Raw genomic sequence first — 18,611 nt, forward strand, 5'->3', positions numbered from 1 at the left:
CTACTGCACCAGCAACAGTGTGCCGTTTTCGACCTGGTATTTTGCCAGCCGCTGCAAAAAGCTCATGCCGATCAGGTTGGTGCGCAGCGCCTTGTCGTCGAGGACCACGGCCTGGATGTTGTCGACGCTGATCTTGCCGATCTGCAGGCGGTCGATGTTGACCACAGCGGCCCTGATCGCGCCATTGGCGGTGTTGACCTGATGGCTGAAATCCGACGGGTTGAGTGAGATGCCGATGCGGCGCGCCGTCGAGGTGTTGATGGCGACCAAAGTGGCGCCGGTGTCGATCATGCCGTCGACCTGGCGGCCGTTGAGCTTGAAGGCGGAGGTGAAATGGCCGCGCTCGTCGGCCGCCACCAGGACCTTGCGACCGGTGGGCAGCGGTGCGGCCGGCTTGTCGGGAACCGAGGCGAGGCTCAGCTCGGGCTGCGGTTGCGGCTTGCCGGCGACGGTCGACTTCAACAGGTTGTCGAGAATCTGCGGGTTCGACTGATAGACGATCGGGATCGATGCCGACGTTCCGGCGAACACGCCCAGAATGAGAAGCTTGCGCAGCATGAATGGACCTTCGTGAAGGCCCATTTTTGCCCACGTATGGTGTGTGCCGCTTTAACGCCAACCCGAAACCGCGGCTTTGCGTAAACGGGCGGTAAACGACTGGATGCCAGCTGGCCTTGCCAGCCGCCGTCATTTGGTTCCGTACATGCGGTCGCCGGCATCGCCGAGGCCGGGCATGATGTAGCCCTTCTCGTTGAGCTGGCGGTCGATGGAAGCGGTAAAGACCGGGACATCCGGATGCGCCTTGGTGAAGCGCTCGATGCCTTCTGGCGCCGCCAGCAGGCAAAGGAAACGGATGTTGGTGGCTCCGCGCTCCTTCAGCTTGTCGATGGCCGCGATGGCCGAGTTCGCGGTCGCCAGCATCGGATCGACGACGATCACCAGCCGGTCGGCGAGATCGCTCGGCGCCTTGAAGAAATATTCCACCGCCTCCAGCGTTTCGTGATCGCGGTAGAGGCCGACATGCGCGACGCGGGCCGCCGGGACCAGGTCGAGCAGGCCTTCGAGCAGGCCATTGCCGGCGCGCAGCACCGAGGCGAAGACCAGCTTCTTGCCCTCCAGCGTCGGCGCTTCCATGGTTTCCATCGGCGTTTCGATGGTCGTCGTCGTCAGTTCGAGGTTGCGGGTGACCTCGTAGCCGAGCAGGAGCGAGATCTCGCGGAGCAGTCGCCGGAAGCCGGCGGTCGACGTCTCCTTCTTGCGCATGATGGTCAGCTTGTGCTGGACAAGCGGGTGGTCGACGACGGTGACGCCCTGCATGGGTTGCTCCAGTGAATGGTGAATGGTGAATAGTGAATAGTGAATAGTGAGCAGGTTTGCGAGTCCCGATGGATCGATCATTGCCGTTGACAGGCCGAACCGCCGGCAAACCAATCACCAATCACCAATCACCAGTCACCTCTTCGCATCGAGCCGGGCAAGCAGCGCGCTTTTCGTCTTCCTGTCGACGAAAGCCGCTTCGATCGCCGTCCTGGTGACGGCGGTCAAAGCTTTTTCATTCATGGAGAAATGCTCGGCGGCGATGTCGTATTCGCGCTTCAGCGAGGTCCAGAAATAGGGTGGGTCGTCGGAGTTCAGCGTCACCTTGCAGCCGGCTGCCTGCAGCGCAGGGAAAGGGTGATCGGCGAAACTGTCGTAGACCTTGAGCGCGATGTTGGAGCCGGGGCAGCATTCCAGCACGATGCCCTCATCGGCGATGCGCCGCACCAGATCGGGGTTTTCGATGGCGCGCACGCCATGGCCGATGCGCGACGGGCGGATATGGTCGAGTGCGGCCTGCACCGTCTCCCATCCGGTCAGCTCGCCGGCATGGATGGTGATGCCGAGGCCGGCTTCGCGGGCGATCTCGAAGGCCCTGACATAATCCTCCATCTCGCCCATGCGCTCGTCGCCGGCGACGCCGAAGCCGGTGACCAGCGGATTTCCGCAGCGCGCCGCAAAGCGCGCCGCCTGCTCGATCGACTCGACGCCGACATGGCGTACGCCGGTGACGATCATGCGGCCCTCGATGCCGGTCTTGGCTTTGGCGCGCAGCATGCCTTCGCCGAGCGCATCGGTATAGGCCTTGGGCGACAGGCCGGCCCTGACGGCATGGTCGGGCGAGGTGAAGACCTCGGAATAGATGGCGCCGTCGCGGGCAAGGCTGGTCAGATAATGGTCGGCGAGGCGGGCATAATCCTCCTCGGAGCGGAACAGGTCGGCGGAAAAGTCGTAAGCCGCGAGGAAAGAGGTGAAGTCGTGCCAGACGAACGAGCCGTTCTGGATATAAAGCGAGGTGTCCTTGCCGTATTTCTGCGCCTGGCGGACGACGAGTTCGGGCGCCGCTGCCCCCTCGATGTGGCAGTGCAGTTCCGCTTTCAAAGGCATGCAGTTATCCCGTCTCATCAGTCCAGGCCGTAAAGCCCACCACCTGGAAGCGCGGCCGAACACCGCGCCTTAAACAATAGCGCCCGCACCATCGATCGGCTATGGTCCCGCCGGTTTTATGACGGATCAAAATAATGTCAGTTGAGAGAACCACGGCCGCGGGCGGCATGGAAACCTCCTATGGTTTCAAGAAGGTAGGGGCAGGCGACAAGCAGCCTCTGGTCAATGAGGTTTTCCACAAGGTGGCGAACCGCTACGACCTGATGAACGACCTGATGTCGGCCGGGCTGCACCGGCTGTGGAAGGATGCCATGGTGACATGGCTCAATCCGCCGAAACGTCCGGGCTGGAAAGTGCTTGACGTGGCGGGCGGCACCGGCGACATCGCCTTCCGCATTGTAGACGCCAGCCATGGCAACACGCATGCCACGGTGCTCGACATCAACGGCTCGATGCTTAGCGTCGGCCGTGACCGCGCGGAGAAAAAGGGCCTGTCCGGCAACACCGATTTCGTCGAGGCCAATGCCGAGGAACTGCCTTTCACCGATAGCACCTTTGACGCCTACACCATCGCATTCGGCATCCGCAACGTGCCGCGCATCGATGTCGCGCTGACGGAAGCCTTTCGCGTGCTGAAGCCCGGCGGACGGTTCCTGTGCCTGGAGTTTTCCGAGGTCGAGATGCCGCTGCTGGACAAGGTCTACGAAGCCTGGTCGTTCAACGCCATTCCGCAGATCGGCAAGATGGTGACGGGCGAGGGCGAACCCTATTCCTACCTGGTCGAATCGATCCGCAAATTTCCCAATCAGCAGAACTTTGCTGCCATGATCACCCGCGCGGGCTTCGAGCGCGTGTCGTTCCGCAACTATTCCGGCGGCATCGCAGCGCTTCATTCGGGCTGGAAGCTTTGAGGCCGGACAGTTTGCAGCAGCAGGGTAGACGATGAGCAGCGTCGGCGCCGCCTTTCGGCTCGCACGGGCCGGCTGGGTGTTGGTCCGCGAGGGCGTGATCGCAGCACTGCCGGGCGACGAACTCAGCGGCCTGCCGAAATTCGGCTGGCGCATGGCGCGGCTGTTTACCCGCCGCCGCGCGCTCGCTTATGAGCGCAGCGACCGGCTGGCCAAGGCGGTGGTCCGGCTCGGACCCTCCTACGTCAAGCTCGGCCAGTTCCTGGCGACGCGGCCTGATGTCGTCGGCAACGACATGGCGCTCGACCTCGCCATGCTGCAGGACAAGATGCACACTTTTTCGCAGGCGGAAGCGGTGGCGGCGATCGAGGGCTCGCTCGGGCGCAAGATCGGCGAACTCTATACGCAGTTCGGCGGGCCGGTCGCGGCGGCCTCCATCGCCCAGGTTCATCCCGCGCAAGCCATGCATGACGGTGTCGATATCAAGGTGGCGGTGAAGGTGATCCGGCCTGGCGTGCGCCGCCGCTTCTTCCAGGATCTCGAAAGCTATTTCCTCGCCGCCCGGCTGCAGGAGAAATACATCCCGTCGTCGCGCCGGCTGCGGCCGGTCGAGGTGACCGAGACGCTGGCGCAGACCACCAAGATCGAGATGGATCTTCGCCTCGAGGCGGCCGCACTTTCGGAACTGGGCGAAAACACCAAGGACGATCCGGGCTTCCGCGTGCCGTCGGTCGACTGGGAGCGCACCGGGCGCGATGTGCTGACCATGGAATGGGTCGACGGCGTCAAGATGAACGACATCGCCGGCCTCGCGGCGGCGGGGCACGATCTGAAGGCGATCGCCACCAACCTGATCCAGTCGTTCCTGCGTCACACGCTGCGCGACGGCTTCTTCCATGCCGACATGCATCCAGGCAATCTGTTCGTCGAGGCCAATGGCAATATCGTCGCCGTCGATCTCGGCATTGCCGGACGGCTCGGCAAGAAGGAGCGCCGGTTCCTCGCCGAAATCCTCTACGGCTTCATCACGCGCGACTATCTGCGCGTCGCCGAGGTGCATTTCGAGGCCGGCTACGTGCCGCGTCAGCACAATGTCGCGGCTTTCGCGCAGGCGATCCGCGCCATCGGCGAGCCGATCCATGGCCAGCCGGCTGAAACCATCTCGATGGCGAAGCTTCTGACGCTGCTCTTCGAGGTCACCGAACTGTTCGATATGGCCACGCGGTCGGAACTGATCCTGTTGCAGAAGACCATGGTGGTGGTCGAAGGCGTCGCGCGCACGCTCGACCCGGCCTTCAACATGTGGAAGACGGCCGAGCCGGTGGTCGGCCAGTGGATCGCCGGCAATCTCGGCCCGAGCGGCCTGCTGATGGACGCGCGCGACGGCGCCAAGGCGCTGCTGGCGCTGGCCCGCCAAGCGCCCGATCTTGCCGCCCGCACCGAACGGCTGTCGCGCGAGATCGATTTTATGGCCGAACACGGCCTGCGCTTCGACGAAGCGACATCGCGCGCCATCGGTAAGGCCGAAGCCCGTTACACCCGCTCGGGCCGGCTGGCGCTGTGGGTGATCGCGCTGACGCTGGTTTACATCGCGTGGAAGCTGCTCTGATCGCTTGCAACGCTAGCAACGGTGGTGCTAGCGTTGCAGTCGCGCTATTGATGTCGCGGAGCAAGTCATGGGCACCATTACTGTCCGCAATCTAGCTGACGACGTGAAGCAGAAATTGCGTGAGCGCGCTGCGGCGCGCGGGGTGTCGATGGAGGAAGAGGCGCGTGATGCGCTTGCCAAAAGCGTGCTGTCGGCGGAAGCCGGCATGCCCGAGAGCGAAACCCTCTATGCAACAATCCGCCGCCTGGTTGAGCCTCATGGAGGTTTTGACAACGATCTGTCCCAGCGAGGTCAATCCACAAAAACGCACAACACCCTCGACGGCAAGCGCATCCTGCTGATCATCGGCGGCGGCATCGCCGCCTACAAGGCGCTGGACCTGATCCGCCGGCTGCGCGAGCGCGGTGCGGCGGTGCGCGTCGTGATGACATCGGCGGCGCAGGAGTTCGTCACCACGCTTTCGGTCGGCGCGCTTTCGGCCGACCATGTCTTCACCGAACTCTTCGACCGCAGTGACGAGCACGATGTTGGCCATATCCGCCTGTCGCGCGAGGCCGACCTCTTGGTGGTGGCGCCGGCCACCGCCGACCTGATGGCCAAGCTCGCCAACGGCCATGCCAACGATCTGGCCTCGACGGTGCTGCTCGCCACCGACAAGAAGGTGCTGATGGCGCCGGCGATGAACCCGAAAATGTGGTCGCATGCCGCGACGCGCCGCAACCGGGCGACGCTCGCCAAGGACGGCATCGCCTTTGTCGGCCCGGCCAGGGGCGAGATGGCCGAGAGCAATGAGGTGGGCGAAGGCCGCATGGCCGAGCCGCTGGACATCGTGGCAGTGATCGAGGCACTGCTCGACAGCAGGCCGAAGCCGCTGGCCGGCCGCAGGATCATCGTCACCTCGGGGCCGACGCATGAGCCGATCGACCCGGTGCGCTACATCGCCAACCGCTCTTCGGGCAAGCAGGGCCATGCGATTGCGGCAGCGCTGGCAAGACTGGGCGCGGATGTACGCCTGATCTCCGGTCCGGTCAGCATTGCCGATCCGGCCGGCGTTGTGACGACACATGTCGAGACCGCGGCCGAGATGAAGGCGGCCGTCGAACAGTTGTTGCCGGCGGACGCCGCGGTCTTCGTAGCTGCCGTCGCCGACTGGCGCACCGCTGGCACGGCCGGCGAGAAGATCAAGAAGGTGGCGGGCCAGGGCCCACCGGCGCTGCAAATGGTCGAAAACCCCGACATTCTCGCCAGTGTTGGTCATCACGGGCAACGGCCGGGGCTGGTTGTCGGCTTCGCCGCCGAGACGCAGGACCTGATTGCGAATGCCGAGGCCAAGCTGAAGAAGAAGGGCGCCGATTTCATTGTCGCCAACGATGTCTCGCATGAAAGCGGCGTCGGCCCCACCGGCGTCATGGGCGGCGACCGCAACAAGGTGCGCATCGTCTCGAAGGACGGTGTCGAGGAATGGCCTGAGATGGGCAAGGGCGAGGTGGCGGCGCGGCTCGCCGCGCTCATCGCCGAGCGTTTGCAAGCCTGAGCGGCCGCCGGTTCCGCAATCGGGCAGGCCATGGTCTTGCAAGCAGCCTTGTGGCCGAGGGCATTTGACGTCGACAGCGCCGGCGGAATGCTGTCGCCAAATTCTCGATCGGCCGTGCCCTCAGCCTGGCGCCAGTTGCGGCCGGCGTGCCTCCAAAGCCATCTTCAACGCCGCCAGGCAACCGACAATGCCAAGTGGCACGAAGGCCAGGTACAGCCAGCCGGCGACGTGCGCTGCTGCCTCGCGGTTCAGCCCGTCCGAAAAGCCGCTGGCATTGGCGATGATGCCGGCCATGGCGGCGCCCACGGCGTAGCCGATGCGCTGCATGGTCGGCACGGCGGCCGAGGCGATCGTCTGCTCGCTGTCGCGGGCCGAGGCGACGATGATGCGGGTCAGGAAGGGCCATGACACGCCGAAGCCACCGCCTTGCAACAAAGCGCAGAGCAGGATCAGCGGGATCGAGCCGGCGGGGATGGCATAGGCGAAACCGGCGAGGCCGGCTGCAATCATCAGCGCGCCGATGACGAGGATCTGCCGTTCGCGCTGCAGCGGCGCATTGGCGACGGCGATCGACAGGATTGACCAGGCGATCGATTCGGCGGCGATGATGTAGCCTGTGGTCAGGATCGGGATGCCGTGCAGCGTGGTAAGCAGAAGCGGCCCGTAGATGGAAAAAGAGACTGTCGCCACCGAGAAGGCGGCAACCATGGTCATGCCGCTGCCGACCGGCGAGCGCCATGAGACCAGGCCCGACGGGAACAGTCGCGATTGCGGCTTAATGGCGTCGACGAAAACGAACAGCGCCAGGCCGGCGAGGCCGATGATCAGCAGCAGCGACGATCGAAGCAAGGCGACGTCGACGCCTGCGGTGGCGATCAGCACGACGGCGATGGCGAGGCAGCCAAGTGCTGCATAGGGGAAGGGCGGCGAGGTGCCGGCGGCGGCTTGCGGCTTCGTCGCTTCCGGCGTGTTCAGGACGATGAAGCTTGCCGATGCCATGGCAATGCCACCCAGCACGAAGACGCCGAAGGCCCAGCGCCAGGACAGGAGCTCGACCATGATCGCGCCGAGCATCGGGCCGCTGAACGCGGCGACGCCCCAGATCGCCGACATTATGCCGAACAGCTGTGGCCAGATGTTGCGGTTAAACAGCCGCTCGACCGAGACGAAGGCCAGCGACACCAGCGCACCGCCGCCGAGCCCCTCGACCAGACGGCCGGCAAGAAACACCGGCATGGACGGCGCGGTGGCGCAGATCAGGGCGCCCACGGCATAGAGCAGGGCGGCGACCGTGACGTTGGAGCGTAGAGCGACATAGCTGACCAGCCGCCCGGCCGCTGCGCCGGCGACAATGGCGCCGAGCTCGTAGACGGCCAGCGACCAGCCGACGAACTGCACACCGGCGAGGTCCCCGACCATGGCCGGCATGACCGTCGCCACCATCGTCTCGTTGGTGGCGTGCAGCAGGATGCCGAGGCTGATGAAGCAGAAGCGCGCGAGGTCGCCGCTTGCCCACAATGCCCGCCAGTCGACCTTGTTGCTGGTGATTTCAGTCATTCTTTTACCCTGCCTTTGCATATCTCGATGCCGGCGCATGGCGCCAGAAGCCAGTGGGGGCTTTCCGGCGGGGCCATGCGCGCTGTTTCAGTCAGGCGAGTTGTAAAACCTCAAGCGCAGTTGAGCTCAAGTGGCTTTTTATCGAAGTGCAAACGGTCGAGATTGGCCGGAAGCCTCTCCGCTTGATGCGCCGGTCAGTTCTCAATGCTGCGCAGCTGAAACTGGCTGACGCCGATCGCGATGTTGATACCGGTCTGCGTCTGCAGGCTGAGCGGCTGCAGGGTGAAGGCCTGCGAGGAGCCGCCGACCAGGAGATTGGCGCCGGCGCCGACCGCAGCGGTCACTTCGGCGCTGGCGCCGATATAGTCGCCGGCCAGCGCGCCGGGCGCATAGATGTTCCTCAGCGGCGTCAGCACCAGCCATTGCATGACGGTCTGCTTGGTGGTGCCGATGTCGAGCCCATATTTGTTGACGGCGCCGAAATAGGCTTCCGGCGAAAAGCTCTTGTCGGCCGGCGTGAAGGTGCAGCTCAGATCCTTGCTGGAGCCGAAAACGAAGCCGGTGCCGCCGCCGATGGCGCAATCGAGCACACCGAGTTCGATGCCCTGGTCTTGCGCTTGGGCCTGGGCGGTACAGATGATGGTGATAGCGGCGGCGATGGCTGGTTTCAGCACGGCGGATCCCCCAAAAAGCATACGGCGCGAAACAGTAACCTGTTCCGCGCCGCGCGTAGAGGGATCAGTCGATCCTTATTTGCCGACGCTTATTTGAACGAGTGGATCAGCTCCAGGGAGGTCACGGCGACCGCTACATTGACGCCGGTCTGCGCCTGGACGCTGAGCGGCTCCAGCACAAAGGCGCCGTCGAGCCCGCCGACCAGCAGATTGGCGCCGCCGCCGGTCACCACGCTCGCCTCGGCGTTGACGCCGTAATAATGGCCGGCAAGGTCGCCCTCGTCATGGCCGCGGGTGGCGGCCAGAACCGCCCACACCAGCTGGCCCTGATGCGTCTGGCCGAGATCGACCCCGAGCTTGGAGATCATCCCCGTGTATTTCTCGGACGGCCCATGGTGATAAGGGCGGAACGTGCAGTCGACGCCCTTGTTCGACGTGATGACGTAACCGACGCCGCCGTCGATGGTGCAATCGAGCGTGCCGAGCTGAAGCTTGCCGGCGCTGGCGGGAACGGCAAGCAGCGTCGTGGCAAGTGCCGCGGCACAGATGATTTTCTTGATCATGGGTCAGTCCTTTCGAAAATGCCTTCAACAACGGTTGAATGGCCCGGAGCGTTCCGCTGAAAACTTGGCGCGATCAAGGCAGGGGTTAACGCTTTGCCCCGGTGGTTAAGATTGGGTGATAGTGGGGTTTTCTGGACACGCATCCCTAGCGGAAGCGCTCTGCGCTTTCCCGGGGAGAAACCGCTCAAGCGGGGCACTGCATCAGGAATGGAACGTTGTTATAAAAGGCCGCGGATGGCGGCGCGCCGGCTGCATCTCAGCCGGCGGTGGCGCCCGATGTGCGCGACAGGCCGTCCTTGGCCGGCTGGTAGGTCGGGTCGAGATGGACGGCTTCGCGGTAGGCCTTCGAGGCCTTGACCTTGTCGCCGCGGCGCTCGTAGATCAGCGCCTGGTTGGACCAGGCTTCGGCGTTCTTGCCGTCGAGCTTGATGGCCATGTTGAAGTCGGAGAAGGCGTTGTCCTCGTCATTCATGGCGAGATAGGAGAGGCCGCGGCCGTTATAGGGTTCGGCCGCGTCCGGCGCCAGGGAGATGGCGGTCGAGAAATCCTCGATGGCAAACTTGTGCTGGCCCTGGCTTTGATAGATCAGGCCGCGATTGTGATAGGCGCGGGCATCCGTGGTGTCGAGCTGGATCGCCTTCTGGAAATCGTTGAAGGCCTGCTGGGTCTGGCCGGCCTTGCGATAGAGGTTGCCGCGGCCGATATAGGCGGCGTCATAATTTGCATTGATCTGGATCGAGCGGTTGTAGTCGGCAAGGGCGGCCGCCTGGTTGCCGAGGAAGCGCTGGATCAGTGCCCGGTTCGAATAGGCCTGGTAGAAATTCGGGTTGAGCTGGATGGCGGTGTCGAAATCCTTCAGCGCCGCCTGGTACTGGCCGCCACGGCCATAGGCCGAGCCGCGCACATTGTAGCCTTCCGGATCCTGCGGATTGCGCTGGATCACCGCCGACAGCGAGGAGATGTTCTCGCTTGAGCCTTGCGCCTTGTCGATGTTGTTGAATTCGCCGGTCGGAACGCTCTGGCAACCGGCAAGCACCAGGCCGGACATCAGGGCTGCCGCCAGGGCCAAACCGCGCATTGTGGTTTTGCGCTCTACGCCGATTGCGTTCATGTCTGCCCTGTCCTCACTTCAGCCGCGCGGTCCAGGTCCCCCTCCGGGCCGGGTCACAGATTGTCGTAACAAAATCTAGAACGCCGTTTGCGCGTTCAAGGGAACGGCCTCCAACAGAATGGCGGCGCTCCAAACAAAAAGGTGGCGGCGATTCCGCATCGCGCCACCTCAGAGTATCCTTCGAAAAGGACGAAAAATTGGCGTCAGAACCGCGGCGGACGCGGAGCACCACCAGGACCACCGGCGGCGCCGGCAGCAACCGGGCGCGGCGTCATCGGCAGCAGGCCTTCGCGCTGGGCGCGCTTGCGGGCCAGCTTGCGGGCGCGGCGAACGGCTTCGGCCTTTTCACGGGCGCGCTTCTCGGAAGGCTTCTCGTAATGGCCGCGCATCTTCATTTCGCGGAAAATGCCTTCGCGCTGCATCTTCTTTTTGAGAGCGCGAAGCGCCTGATCAACGTTATTGTCGCGGACGAGTACCTGCACGGGCAATCCTGTCTTTCGGGTTTGATATCAACAGGCAAGTGACCATAGCCACATGCCTCCGCGGCGCTTTACACCACGAATTGTGGCGGCTGATAGCAGAATCAGGCCGCGCTGTCCACACTGGAAATGAAGGACAACCGCCAATTTGCCACGGCAGCCCCGAGATAGGGCGCCAACTAGGCGCTGGCCAGATGGAGCCGTGCGAAATCCTCGAAGAATTCGCCGTAATCGCAGGTAATTTCCTCGCCGGCTGATATATCTCGAGTGGCGGTGGCGCCGCCATATTGCGAAAAATCCGTGTTCGGCCGCTCGGCGTGGTTCATGAAGCGGCCATTATCGACTTCATAGACCATGAAGCCGGGACGGTCGGGGCTCGGATAGGCATAGCGGTCGAGCAATTCCTTGAGGTGCGGCGGCGCCGCCTCGTATTTGTCCGTCGGGATCAGCCGGTCGAAATCCGGATCGAGCCGCCAGATCGAGGCGCCCTTCCTGATCGGCTCGGCGGCGAACACGCCGACGCCTTCGATTGCGCTCTGGGCGACATAGGTCCTGATCAGCAGCATGTCCGTCCTCCTCACCCGAAACCGAATCGCCAAATCGCGAGGAAAAAGCAAGTCCGGTTTCGGGTTCTATGGCTGATCGGCGCGGGCGATGACCCGCGAAATGCTTCACGTCCGGGTGATCGAGACGCCGCCATCGGCAAACAGCGCCGATCCTGTGGTGAAGCTCGACGCATCCGATGCCAGGAAGAGCGCAGCGCGGGCGATCTCTTCAGGCACAGCGACACGTTTCAAGGCATGCAGGTTTTCCACGAAAGCGCGTGATTCCGGCGTCTTGAATGTTGCCGACGGGGTGTCGGTGCCACCCGGCATCAGCGCGTTGACCCGCACGCCCCTGGGGCCGTATTCGGCGGCCAGCACCTGCGTCAGGCCGATCAGTCCGGCCTTGCTGGCGGCATAGCTGGTCATGCCCGGCATGCCGACTGTGTGACCGACGAAGGTCGAGGTGAAGATCAGCGATCCGCCGCCGCGTTCGACCATCGCCGGCACCTGGTATTTCGCGCCGAGAAAGGCGCTGGTCAGATTGGCGTCGAGCGTCTCGCGCCATCCGTCCAGCGACAGTTCCGAAATCGGACCCATCGTTCCGACGGAGCCGACATTGTTGAAGGCGATATCGAGCCCGCCGAATTTTTCGACGGCGAGATCGACGAGGGCTTTTGCATAGGCTTCGTCGCGGACATCGCCGGCAAGCGCGACTGCCGTGCCGTCGGCGTCCTCGATTTCGACGACCAGCGCATCGAGTTCGGCCTGGCGGCGGGCGGCGATGACGACCCTGGCGCCTTCTTCGGCGAAGAGTTTTGCGGTGGCGCGGCCGATGCCGGAACTGGCGCCGGTGACGATCGCTATTTTATTGGTGAGTGCGAACATTTTTTGCATCCTTTCATCGCGCCGGCTGTGCCGGCACCCGGGATGTTGATCGCAGTTCGGGACGGTGCTAGCCACCCGATACGTGCTCGACTTGCTGAATGGCTTCGCAGCGGCACAAGCGCCGCGCGCCGGACTATTGCTTCAGCAGCCAGCCGAGGCGATCGAGCGAAAATGCGTAGCTGATGGCGATGAGCAGCGTGATGACAACGCCCGTGGTTGTGTGACCGGCGGCATAGAATCCGGCTGCACCGCCAAACAGGATGGCCAGTTCAAGCACCAGCCTGACTGCGCCTGGTACAGGAACCGGCGCGCGTCCGGACCGGCTCGGATCGCCGCGCACCGCGAAGGTTCCCCACAGCGCAGCTGCAATGAACGGCAAGGCCAAGGCGAAGAGCCAGCGCCACCATCCGCCGGAGAGGCTCCAGCCGGCAAAGCCGAGGCCAAGCAAGGCGGCAAGTTCCAGCAGGAAACGCAAGGTTAGATTCCACCAGGCGTTGCCCATATCCGTCCTCCAGAGTCTCGCGATCGCCAGTGTGTCCGAACGCAGCCATGCCTGCCAGCCCGGGCAGGTCTTTTCCACCGCGGCGCAAAACGGCAAGCGCCGTCGCAAACAGCGCAAGGGTGGAAGCGCCGTTTCGCTAGTGATACACCTCGCGCGCCGGGGCTGCGTAAAATACCCCATCGCCATTTGCGAGGCTGGAACGTTGAAAAAATATTCGGTATTCGCCATCGCCCGCGAGGCCATGCGCGGCCACAAGGGCTGGGAGGAACAATGGTCCTCGCCGGAGCCGAAGAAGGAATATGACGTCATCATCGTCGGCGCCGGCGGTCATGGCCTGGCCACCGCCTACTATCTCGCCACCGTGCACGGCATCACCAATGTCGCGGTGCTGGAAAAGGGCTGGCTAGGCGGCGGCAACACCGGGCGCAACACCACCATCATCCGCTCCAACTACCTTTACGACGAGAGCGCCGGCATTTACGACCATGCGCTGAAGCTGTGGGATGGGCTCTCCCAGGAACTCAACTACAACGTCATGTATTCGGCGCGCGGCGTCATGATGCTGGCGCACAATGTGCACGACATCCAGGTGCTGAAGCGCCATGTCCATGCCAACCGTCTCAACGGCATCGACAATGAATGGCTGACGCCTGAGCAGGCGAAGGAATTCTGCCCGCCGCTCAACATTTCCAGGCAGGCGCGCTATCCCGTCGTCGGCGCCGCCTTGCAGCGGCGAGGCGGCACGGCGCGTCACGATGCGGTGGCCTGGGGCTATGCGCGCGGCGCTTCGGCGCGCGGCGTGCACATCATCCAGAATTGCGAGGTCACCGGCGTCAAGCGGGCGGCCAATGGCGCGGTCATGGGCGTCGACACGACGCGCGGCTTCATCGGCGCCAAGAAGGTCGGCGTGGTGGCTGCAGGCCACTCCTCGGTGATCATGAACATGGCGGGCGTGCGCATGCCGCTGGAAAGCTATCCGCTGCAGGCGCTGGTGTCGGAGCCGGTCAAGCCGGTGGTGCCTTGCGTGGTGATGTCGAACACGGTGCACGCCTACATCTCGCAGTCCGACAAGGGCGAGCTGGTGATCGGCGCCGGCACCGACCAGTATGTCTCCTATTCGCAGACCGGCGGCCTGCACATTTTGCAGCATACGCTGGACGCCATCTGCGAGATGTTCCCGATCTTCACCCGCATGAAGATGCTGCGCTCGTGGGGCGGCATCGTCGACGTGACGCCCGACCGTTCGCCGATCCTGGCCAAGACGCCGGTATCAGGCCTCTATGTCAATTGCGGCTGGGGCACGGGCGGCTTCAAGGCAACGCCCGGCTCAGGCCATGTCTTTGCCCACACGATTGCCAAGGACGATCCGCATCCGATCAACGCGCCCTTCACCATCGAGCGCTTCCGCACCGGGCGCCTCATCGACGAGGCAGCAGCGGCGGCGGTGGCGCACTGATGATGGTGGAACTGGCTGTAGCGGTGCCGCTGGTGCTGGCGGGGGAGCAGGACCTGTTCCATTTTCCGTCACCGGACGAGGTGCGGACGCAGCCGATCAGCCGCGCCGGCAACGAAGCCAATTGGCCGTTTTCGATCGACGCCGGCATTCTGGCATGCGTGTGGAGCGGTGGCCAGAAGGTGGTCATCTTCATGGAGAACAGGCCCTCCGATCTCGGCGAGGACGACACATTCGATGCGCGCAGCGTCATCGTAACGACCGATCCGTTTCAGCTCACGATCGGCAACATGGCGTATCGCGAGCTGTTTCGCCCCGCCGCAAGTGTAGAGGAGCGCATTCGGCTCGTCGCGCCTTTTGCGGCGATGGGCCAGAGGCTTTGCAACCAACCGGCCGGCGCGCATGTCGGCCACGGCGAATTGTAGGAACGAACGATAATGCTTCTCATCCGCTGCCCCTATTGCGAGGAAGAGCGCCCGGAGCTCGAGTTCCGTAACGCCGGCGAGGCGCATATTGCGCGTTCGGCCAACATGGCGGGCGAGAGCGACGACGACTTCGAAAAGTTCTTCTTCATCCGCTCGAACCCCAAGGGCATCATCTATGAGCGCTGGCGCCACATCCATGGCTGCGCGCGTTTCTTCAACGCGGTGCGCGACACCGTCACCGACAAGTTCGTCATGACTTACAAAGCCGGCGAGCCGAAACCGTCCAAGCTGCCCAAAAACTCCAACGAAATGGCTTCCAAATGAGCGGCGCGTTCCGCATTCCGAGCGCCGGCCGTCTCAGCCAGGCCAAGACCGCGCGGTTCTCTTTCGACGGCCAGTCTTACACCGGCATCGAAGGCGACACGCTGGCCTCGGCGCTGCTTGCCAATGGCGTGCATCTGGTGGGACGTTCGTTCAAGTATCACCGTCCGCGCGGCTTCCTGTCGGCCGGAGCGGAAGAGCCAAATGCGCTGGTCGAGGTCAAGCGCGACGCGGCACGCAAGGCGCCCAACATCCGCGCCACGGTGCAGGAGCTCTATGACGGGCTCGTCGCCAACTCGCAAAACCGCTGGCCGTCGCTCGCCTTCGACGTCGGCGCGGTCAACGATCTGGCATCGCCGCTGTTTTCGGCCGGTTTCTACTACAAGACCTTCATGTGGCCGAAGGCGGCCTGGAAGAGTCTCTACGAGCCGAAGATCCGCGCCGCGGCGGGTCTCGGCGTTTCGCCCGACAAGCCAGATCCCGACCATTATTCCTCGCGCTATGCGCATTGCGACGTGCTGGTGCTGGGCGGCGGTGCGGCCGGCATCGCGGCAGCGCTTGCCGCTGCCGAAACCGGCGCGCGTGTCATCCTCGTCGACGAGCAGGCCGGCTTCGGCGGCAGCCTGCGTTTCGAGAGCGGCGCCAGGATAGACGGCCATGACGGCTTTGGCTGGGCGCAAGCAGCGGTAGCCAAGCTTGCCGCCATGGACAATGTCCGTGTGCTCTCGCGCACGACGGCGTTCGGCTATTACGCGCAGAATTTCGTCGGCCTGGTCGAGCGGGTCAGCGACCATCTGCAAAACCCCGGCCACGATTTGCCGCGCGAGCGCCTATGGCAGGTACGCGCCAAGCGCGTGGTGCTGGCGACCGGCGCCATCGAACGCCATATGGTGTTTGCCGACAATGACCGGCCCGGCATCATGCTGGCCTCGGCGGCGCGGACTTATCTCAACCAGTACGGTGTCGCGGTCGGCAAAAATGTCGGCGTCTACACCGCCAATGACTCGGCCTACTCCGCCGCGATCGACCTGAAGAAGGCCGGCGTCAACGTGGCGGCGATCGTTGACCTGCGCGACCATCCGACCGGACCTGTGATCGACGAGGCGAGGGCGCTCGGGATCGAGGTCAATTTCGGCCGCGCGGTGATCCGCGCCGGCGGCAAGTTGCGCGTGACCTCGATGACGGTGCAGCCGAAGAATGGGGGCGGCGAGCGCACCATTCCGGTCGACGCCATCCTGATGTCGGCCGGCTGGACGCCGTCGGTGCATTTGTTCTCACAGTCGCGCGGCAAGGTCGCCTTCAATGACGAGACCAAGCGCTTCGTGCCGGGCATCTATGCGCAGGACTGCGTTTCGGTCGGCGCCTGCAACGGTACGGATGGGCTCTCGGCGTCGATCGACGAAGCCTATGCGGCCGGCGCCAAGGCGGCGAAGGATGCGGGCGGCAAAGTGGCCAAGGGCGTTAAGCCGAAGGTCGACGCGTCGGAAAGCTGGTCGCGCGGCATGCTGGGCGCGGCGCCCGGCGCCGGGCCGGACAAGACGGTCAAGGCCTTCGTCGATTTCCAGAACGACGTCACCGCCAAGGACATCCGCCAGGCGGTGCATGAAGGCATGCGCTCGATCGAGCACGTCAAGCGCTTCACCACCAACGGCATGGCGACCGACCAGGGCAAGACCTCCAACATGCACGGCCTGGCGATTGCCGCCGAGACGCTGGGCAAGCCGATCCCCGAGGTCGGGCTGACCACGTTCCGCGCACCCTATACGCCTGTCACTTTCGGCGCGATCGTCAGCCATTCGCGCGGTCCGCTGTTCGACCCGACACGCAAGACCGCGATCCATCCCTGGGCGGAAGCTCAAGGCGCGGTGTTCGAGGATGTCGGCCAGTGGAAGCGCGCCTGGTATTTCCCCAAACCCGGCGAGGACATGCACAAGGCGGTCGACCGCGAATGCGTCGCTGTGCGCAGCAATGCCGGCCTGTTCGATGCCTCGACGCTGGGCAAGATCGAAGTGGTCGGACCGGATGCGGCCAGGTTCATGGAACTGCTCTACACCAATCCATGGGAGAAGCTGGAACGCGGCCGCTGCCGCTATGGCATCATGCTGCGCGAGGACGGCTTCATCTATGATGACGGCGTCGTCGGCCGACTGGCGCCGGATCGTTTCCATGTGACGACGACAACCGGCGGCGCGCCGCGCGTCATGAACCACATGGAGGACTATCTCCAGACCGAGTTCCCGCATCTCAATGTCTGGCTGACGTCGATCACCGAACAATGGGCGGTCATCGCCGTGCAGGGGCCGAAGTCGCGCGACATCATTGCACCGCTGGTCGAAGGCGTCGACATGTCGGACGAGGCGCTGCCGCATATGTCGGTGCGCGAAGGCAAGATCTGCGGCGTGCCGACCAGGCTGTTTCGCATGTCGTTCACCGGCGAGCGCGGTTTTGAAGTCAACGTGCCGGCCGATCACGGCCAGGCCGTCTGGGAAGCGCTGTGGGCCGAGGGCCAAAAGCATGGCGCGACTGCCTACGGCACCGAGGCGATGCACGTGCTGCGCGCCGAAAAGGGCTACATCATCGTCGGGCAGGACACGGACGGTACGGTGACGCCGAACGATGCCGGGCTCGACTGGGCGGTCGGCAAGAAGAAGACCGATTTCGTCGGCATTCGCGGCCTGACGCGGCCCGATCTGGTCGCCAAGGGCCGCAAGCAGCTGGTCGGCTTGAAGACCAAGGACCCGAAAGTGGTGCTTGAGGAAGGCGCGCAGATCGTCGCCGACCCGAAGCAGGCGATCCCGATGAAGATGATCGGTCACGTCACATCCAGCTACTGGTCGGAAAATTGCGGTCGCTCGATCGCGCTGGCGCTGGTTGCCGGCGGGCGCGACCGGATGGGCGACACGCTCTATGTGCCGATGCCGAACGGGATGATCGAAGTGGAGGTTACCGGCATGGTGTTCTTCGACGAGACGGGAGGGCGCCTCAATGGCTAAGGCTGCTGCAAAGAAGACGGCCCCAGCTGCAGCGCCGTCGGTCGAGCGCCGCCCGGCCCTGGCTGAACGCGTCGTTTCCGCAACGGATGTCAAGGTCGAGGTGCTGCCGCCGGCGGAGCGCATGTCGCTGCGCGCGCCGGAGGCTTCCGTCGCGGCGCTGTCGAAGGCGCTCGGCCTGACCTTGCCGAAGCAGCCGAAAACTTCGGCGTCGAAGACAGGGCGCACGGCGCTGTGGCTTGGCCCTGACGAGTGGCTGGTTATCGATGAGGCTGGCAAGGATCCGCTGGCCGATCGTGCTGGGGTTGCCGCATTGCATTCGGCGGTCGGCATCTCGCACCGCAACGTCGCCTTCGCCGTCACCGGCCCGGCGGCTGCCGCCGCGATCAATGCAGGCTGCCCGCAGGATTTGTCGCTCGAGGCTTTTCCGGTGGGCGCGGCGTCGCGCACCATTCTCGGCAAGTGCGAAATCCTGCTGTTGCGCACGGCAGCCGACGCTTTCCGGGTCGAGTGCTGGCGTTCCTTCTCGGACTATGTCTTTACTTTCCTGTCGGAAGCAGCCAGCGACGCGGCGGCGTAGGAACGTTTGACGGGTCAAGCCGTTCTGCTTCCCCCATCAGGGAGAACATAC

At 64.1% G+C, this 18,611-nt stretch carries 19 protein-coding genes; 8 read left to right on the forward strand and 11 right to left on the reverse strand.

Annotated features, from left to right (window positions below; translation table 11 throughout):
* From ACYG9R_RS16550 to ACYG9R_RS16560, 3 genes are all read right to left on the reverse strand, one after another.
* Complete coding sequence (locus ACYG9R_RS16550) at window positions 1-558, reverse strand: TIGR02281 family clan AA aspartic protease (RefSeq protein ID WP_023740923.1); 558 nt, start codon at window positions 556-558, stop codon at window positions 1-3.
* 129 nt (window positions 559-687) lie between these two features.
* Window positions 688-1,317 carry a uracil phosphoribosyltransferase gene (gene upp, locus ACYG9R_RS16555; protein WP_023671129.1) on the reverse strand — a complete coding sequence of 210 codons (630 nt, stop codon included), beginning with the start codon at window positions 1,315-1,317 and terminating at the stop codon, window positions 688-690.
* Window positions 1,318-1,452: 135 nt separating this feature from the next.
* A complete protein-coding gene (locus ACYG9R_RS16560) occupies window positions 1,453-2,424 on the reverse strand; it encodes an adenosine deaminase (RefSeq protein ID WP_023825167.1) in 972 nt (323 codons plus the stop codon).
* Between the two features lie 134 nt (window positions 2,425-2,558).
* On the opposite strand from ACYG9R_RS16560, the gene ubiE reads away from it, so the two are divergent.
* The 3 genes from ubiE (at window position 2,559) to coaBC (ending at window position 6,475) form a co-directional block, all read left to right on the forward strand.
* Window positions 2,559-3,335, forward strand: coding sequence for a bifunctional demethylmenaquinone methyltransferase/2-methoxy-6-polyprenyl-1,4-benzoquinol methylase UbiE (ubiE, locus tag ACYG9R_RS16565; protein WP_023825168.1), 777 nt, complete (start codon window positions 2,559-2,561; stop codon window positions 3,333-3,335).
* A gap of 31 nt (window positions 3,336-3,366) precedes the next feature.
* Window positions 3,367-4,941: a 2-polyprenylphenol 6-hydroxylase gene (ubiB, locus tag ACYG9R_RS16570; protein ID WP_023825169.1), complete on the forward strand. Its 1,575-nt coding sequence runs from the start codon at window positions 3,367-3,369 to the stop codon at window positions 4,939-4,941.
* A 67-nt stretch (window positions 4,942-5,008) separates the two neighbouring features.
* Entirely contained in the window at window positions 5,009-6,475 is a 1,467-nt protein-coding gene (gene coaBC, locus ACYG9R_RS16575) for a bifunctional phosphopantothenoylcysteine decarboxylase/phosphopantothenate--cysteine ligase CoaBC (protein ID WP_023671133.1), read from the forward strand.
* Window positions 6,476-6,595: 120 nt separating this feature from the next.
* Here the strand turns inward: coaBC and ACYG9R_RS16580 are convergent, their stop codons facing one another.
* The 8 genes from ACYG9R_RS16580 to ACYG9R_RS16615 all read right to left on the reverse strand — a co-directional run bounded on the left by ACYG9R_RS16580 (window position 6,596) and on the right by ACYG9R_RS16615 (window position 12,791).
* Window positions 6,596-8,032: an MFS transporter gene (locus ACYG9R_RS16580; RefSeq protein WP_023825170.1), complete on the reverse strand. Its 1,437-nt coding sequence runs from the start codon at window positions 8,030-8,032 to the stop codon at window positions 6,596-6,598.
* Between the two features lie 194 nt (window positions 8,033-8,226).
* Window positions 8,227-8,706 (reverse strand): DUF992 domain-containing protein, encoded by a 480-nt coding sequence (locus tag ACYG9R_RS16585; RefSeq protein WP_023825171.1) that lies wholly within the window; start codon window positions 8,704-8,706, stop codon window positions 8,227-8,229.
* An 89-nt stretch (window positions 8,707-8,795) separates the two neighbouring features.
* Window positions 8,796-9,269 carry a DUF992 domain-containing protein gene (locus ACYG9R_RS16590; protein ID WP_023671136.1) on the reverse strand — a complete coding sequence of 158 codons (474 nt, stop codon included), beginning with the start codon at window positions 9,267-9,269 and terminating at the stop codon, window positions 8,796-8,798.
* Window positions 9,270-9,525: 256 nt separating this feature from the next.
* Window positions 9,526-10,380 carry a tetratricopeptide repeat protein gene (locus ACYG9R_RS16595; protein WP_023686462.1) on the reverse strand — a complete coding sequence of 285 codons (855 nt, stop codon included), beginning with the start codon at window positions 10,378-10,380 and terminating at the stop codon, window positions 9,526-9,528.
* Window positions 10,381-10,583: 203 nt separating this feature from the next.
* The gene (rpsU, locus tag ACYG9R_RS16600; RefSeq protein ID WP_023671138.1) at window positions 10,584-10,862 is read right to left on the reverse strand and encodes a 30S ribosomal protein S21; all 279 of its coding nucleotides are present in this window, start codon (window positions 10,860-10,862) and stop codon (window positions 10,584-10,586) included.
* A gap of 176 nt (window positions 10,863-11,038) precedes the next feature.
* The gene (locus ACYG9R_RS16605) at window positions 11,039-11,425 is read right to left on the reverse strand and encodes an SET domain-containing protein (protein WP_023686461.1); all 387 of its coding nucleotides are present in this window, start codon (window positions 11,423-11,425) and stop codon (window positions 11,039-11,041) included.
* Between the two features lie 105 nt (window positions 11,426-11,530).
* The gene (locus ACYG9R_RS16610; RefSeq protein WP_023671140.1) at window positions 11,531-12,289 is read right to left on the reverse strand and encodes an SDR family oxidoreductase; all 759 of its coding nucleotides are present in this window, start codon (window positions 12,287-12,289) and stop codon (window positions 11,531-11,533) included.
* A gap of 133 nt (window positions 12,290-12,422) precedes the next feature.
* Entirely contained in the window at window positions 12,423-12,791 is a 369-nt protein-coding gene (locus ACYG9R_RS16615) for a YrdB family protein (protein WP_023671141.1), read from the reverse strand.
* A 202-nt stretch (window positions 12,792-12,993) separates the two neighbouring features.
* Here ACYG9R_RS16615 and ACYG9R_RS16620 point away from each other — a divergent pair, with 202 nt between their 5' ends.
* Genes ACYG9R_RS16620 through ACYG9R_RS16640 form a run of 5 tightly spaced genes read left to right on the forward strand, consistent with a single transcriptional unit; the run spans window position 12,994 to window position 18,560 of the window.
* The gene (locus tag ACYG9R_RS16620; RefSeq protein WP_023686460.1) at window positions 12,994-14,247 is read left to right on the forward strand and encodes a sarcosine oxidase subunit beta; all 1,254 of its coding nucleotides are present in this window, start codon (window positions 12,994-12,996) and stop codon (window positions 14,245-14,247) included.
* Window positions 14,247-14,669: a hypothetical protein gene (locus tag ACYG9R_RS16625; protein WP_023686459.1), complete on the forward strand. Its 423-nt coding sequence runs from the start codon at window positions 14,247-14,249 to the stop codon at window positions 14,667-14,669. Before ACYG9R_RS16620 ends, ACYG9R_RS16625 begins: the two co-directional genes overlap by 1 nt.
* Before the next feature lie 12 nt (window positions 14,670-14,681).
* The gene (locus ACYG9R_RS16630) at window positions 14,682-14,993 is read left to right on the forward strand and encodes a sarcosine oxidase subunit delta (protein ID WP_023683197.1); all 312 of its coding nucleotides are present in this window, start codon (window positions 14,682-14,684) and stop codon (window positions 14,991-14,993) included.
* Entirely contained in the window at window positions 14,990-17,983 is a 2,994-nt protein-coding gene (locus ACYG9R_RS16635; protein ID WP_023814643.1) for a sarcosine oxidase subunit alpha, read from the forward strand. The genes ACYG9R_RS16630 and ACYG9R_RS16635 overlap by 4 nt, the downstream gene beginning before the upstream one ends.
* Entirely contained in the window at window positions 17,976-18,560 is a 585-nt protein-coding gene (locus ACYG9R_RS16640) for a sarcosine oxidase subunit gamma (RefSeq protein ID WP_023691852.1), read from the forward strand. Before ACYG9R_RS16635 ends, ACYG9R_RS16640 begins: the two co-directional genes overlap by 8 nt.
* The last annotated feature ends 51 nt before the right edge of the window (window positions 18,561-18,611 follow it).

The organism is Mesorhizobium sp. RSR565B (assembly GCF_054719465.1).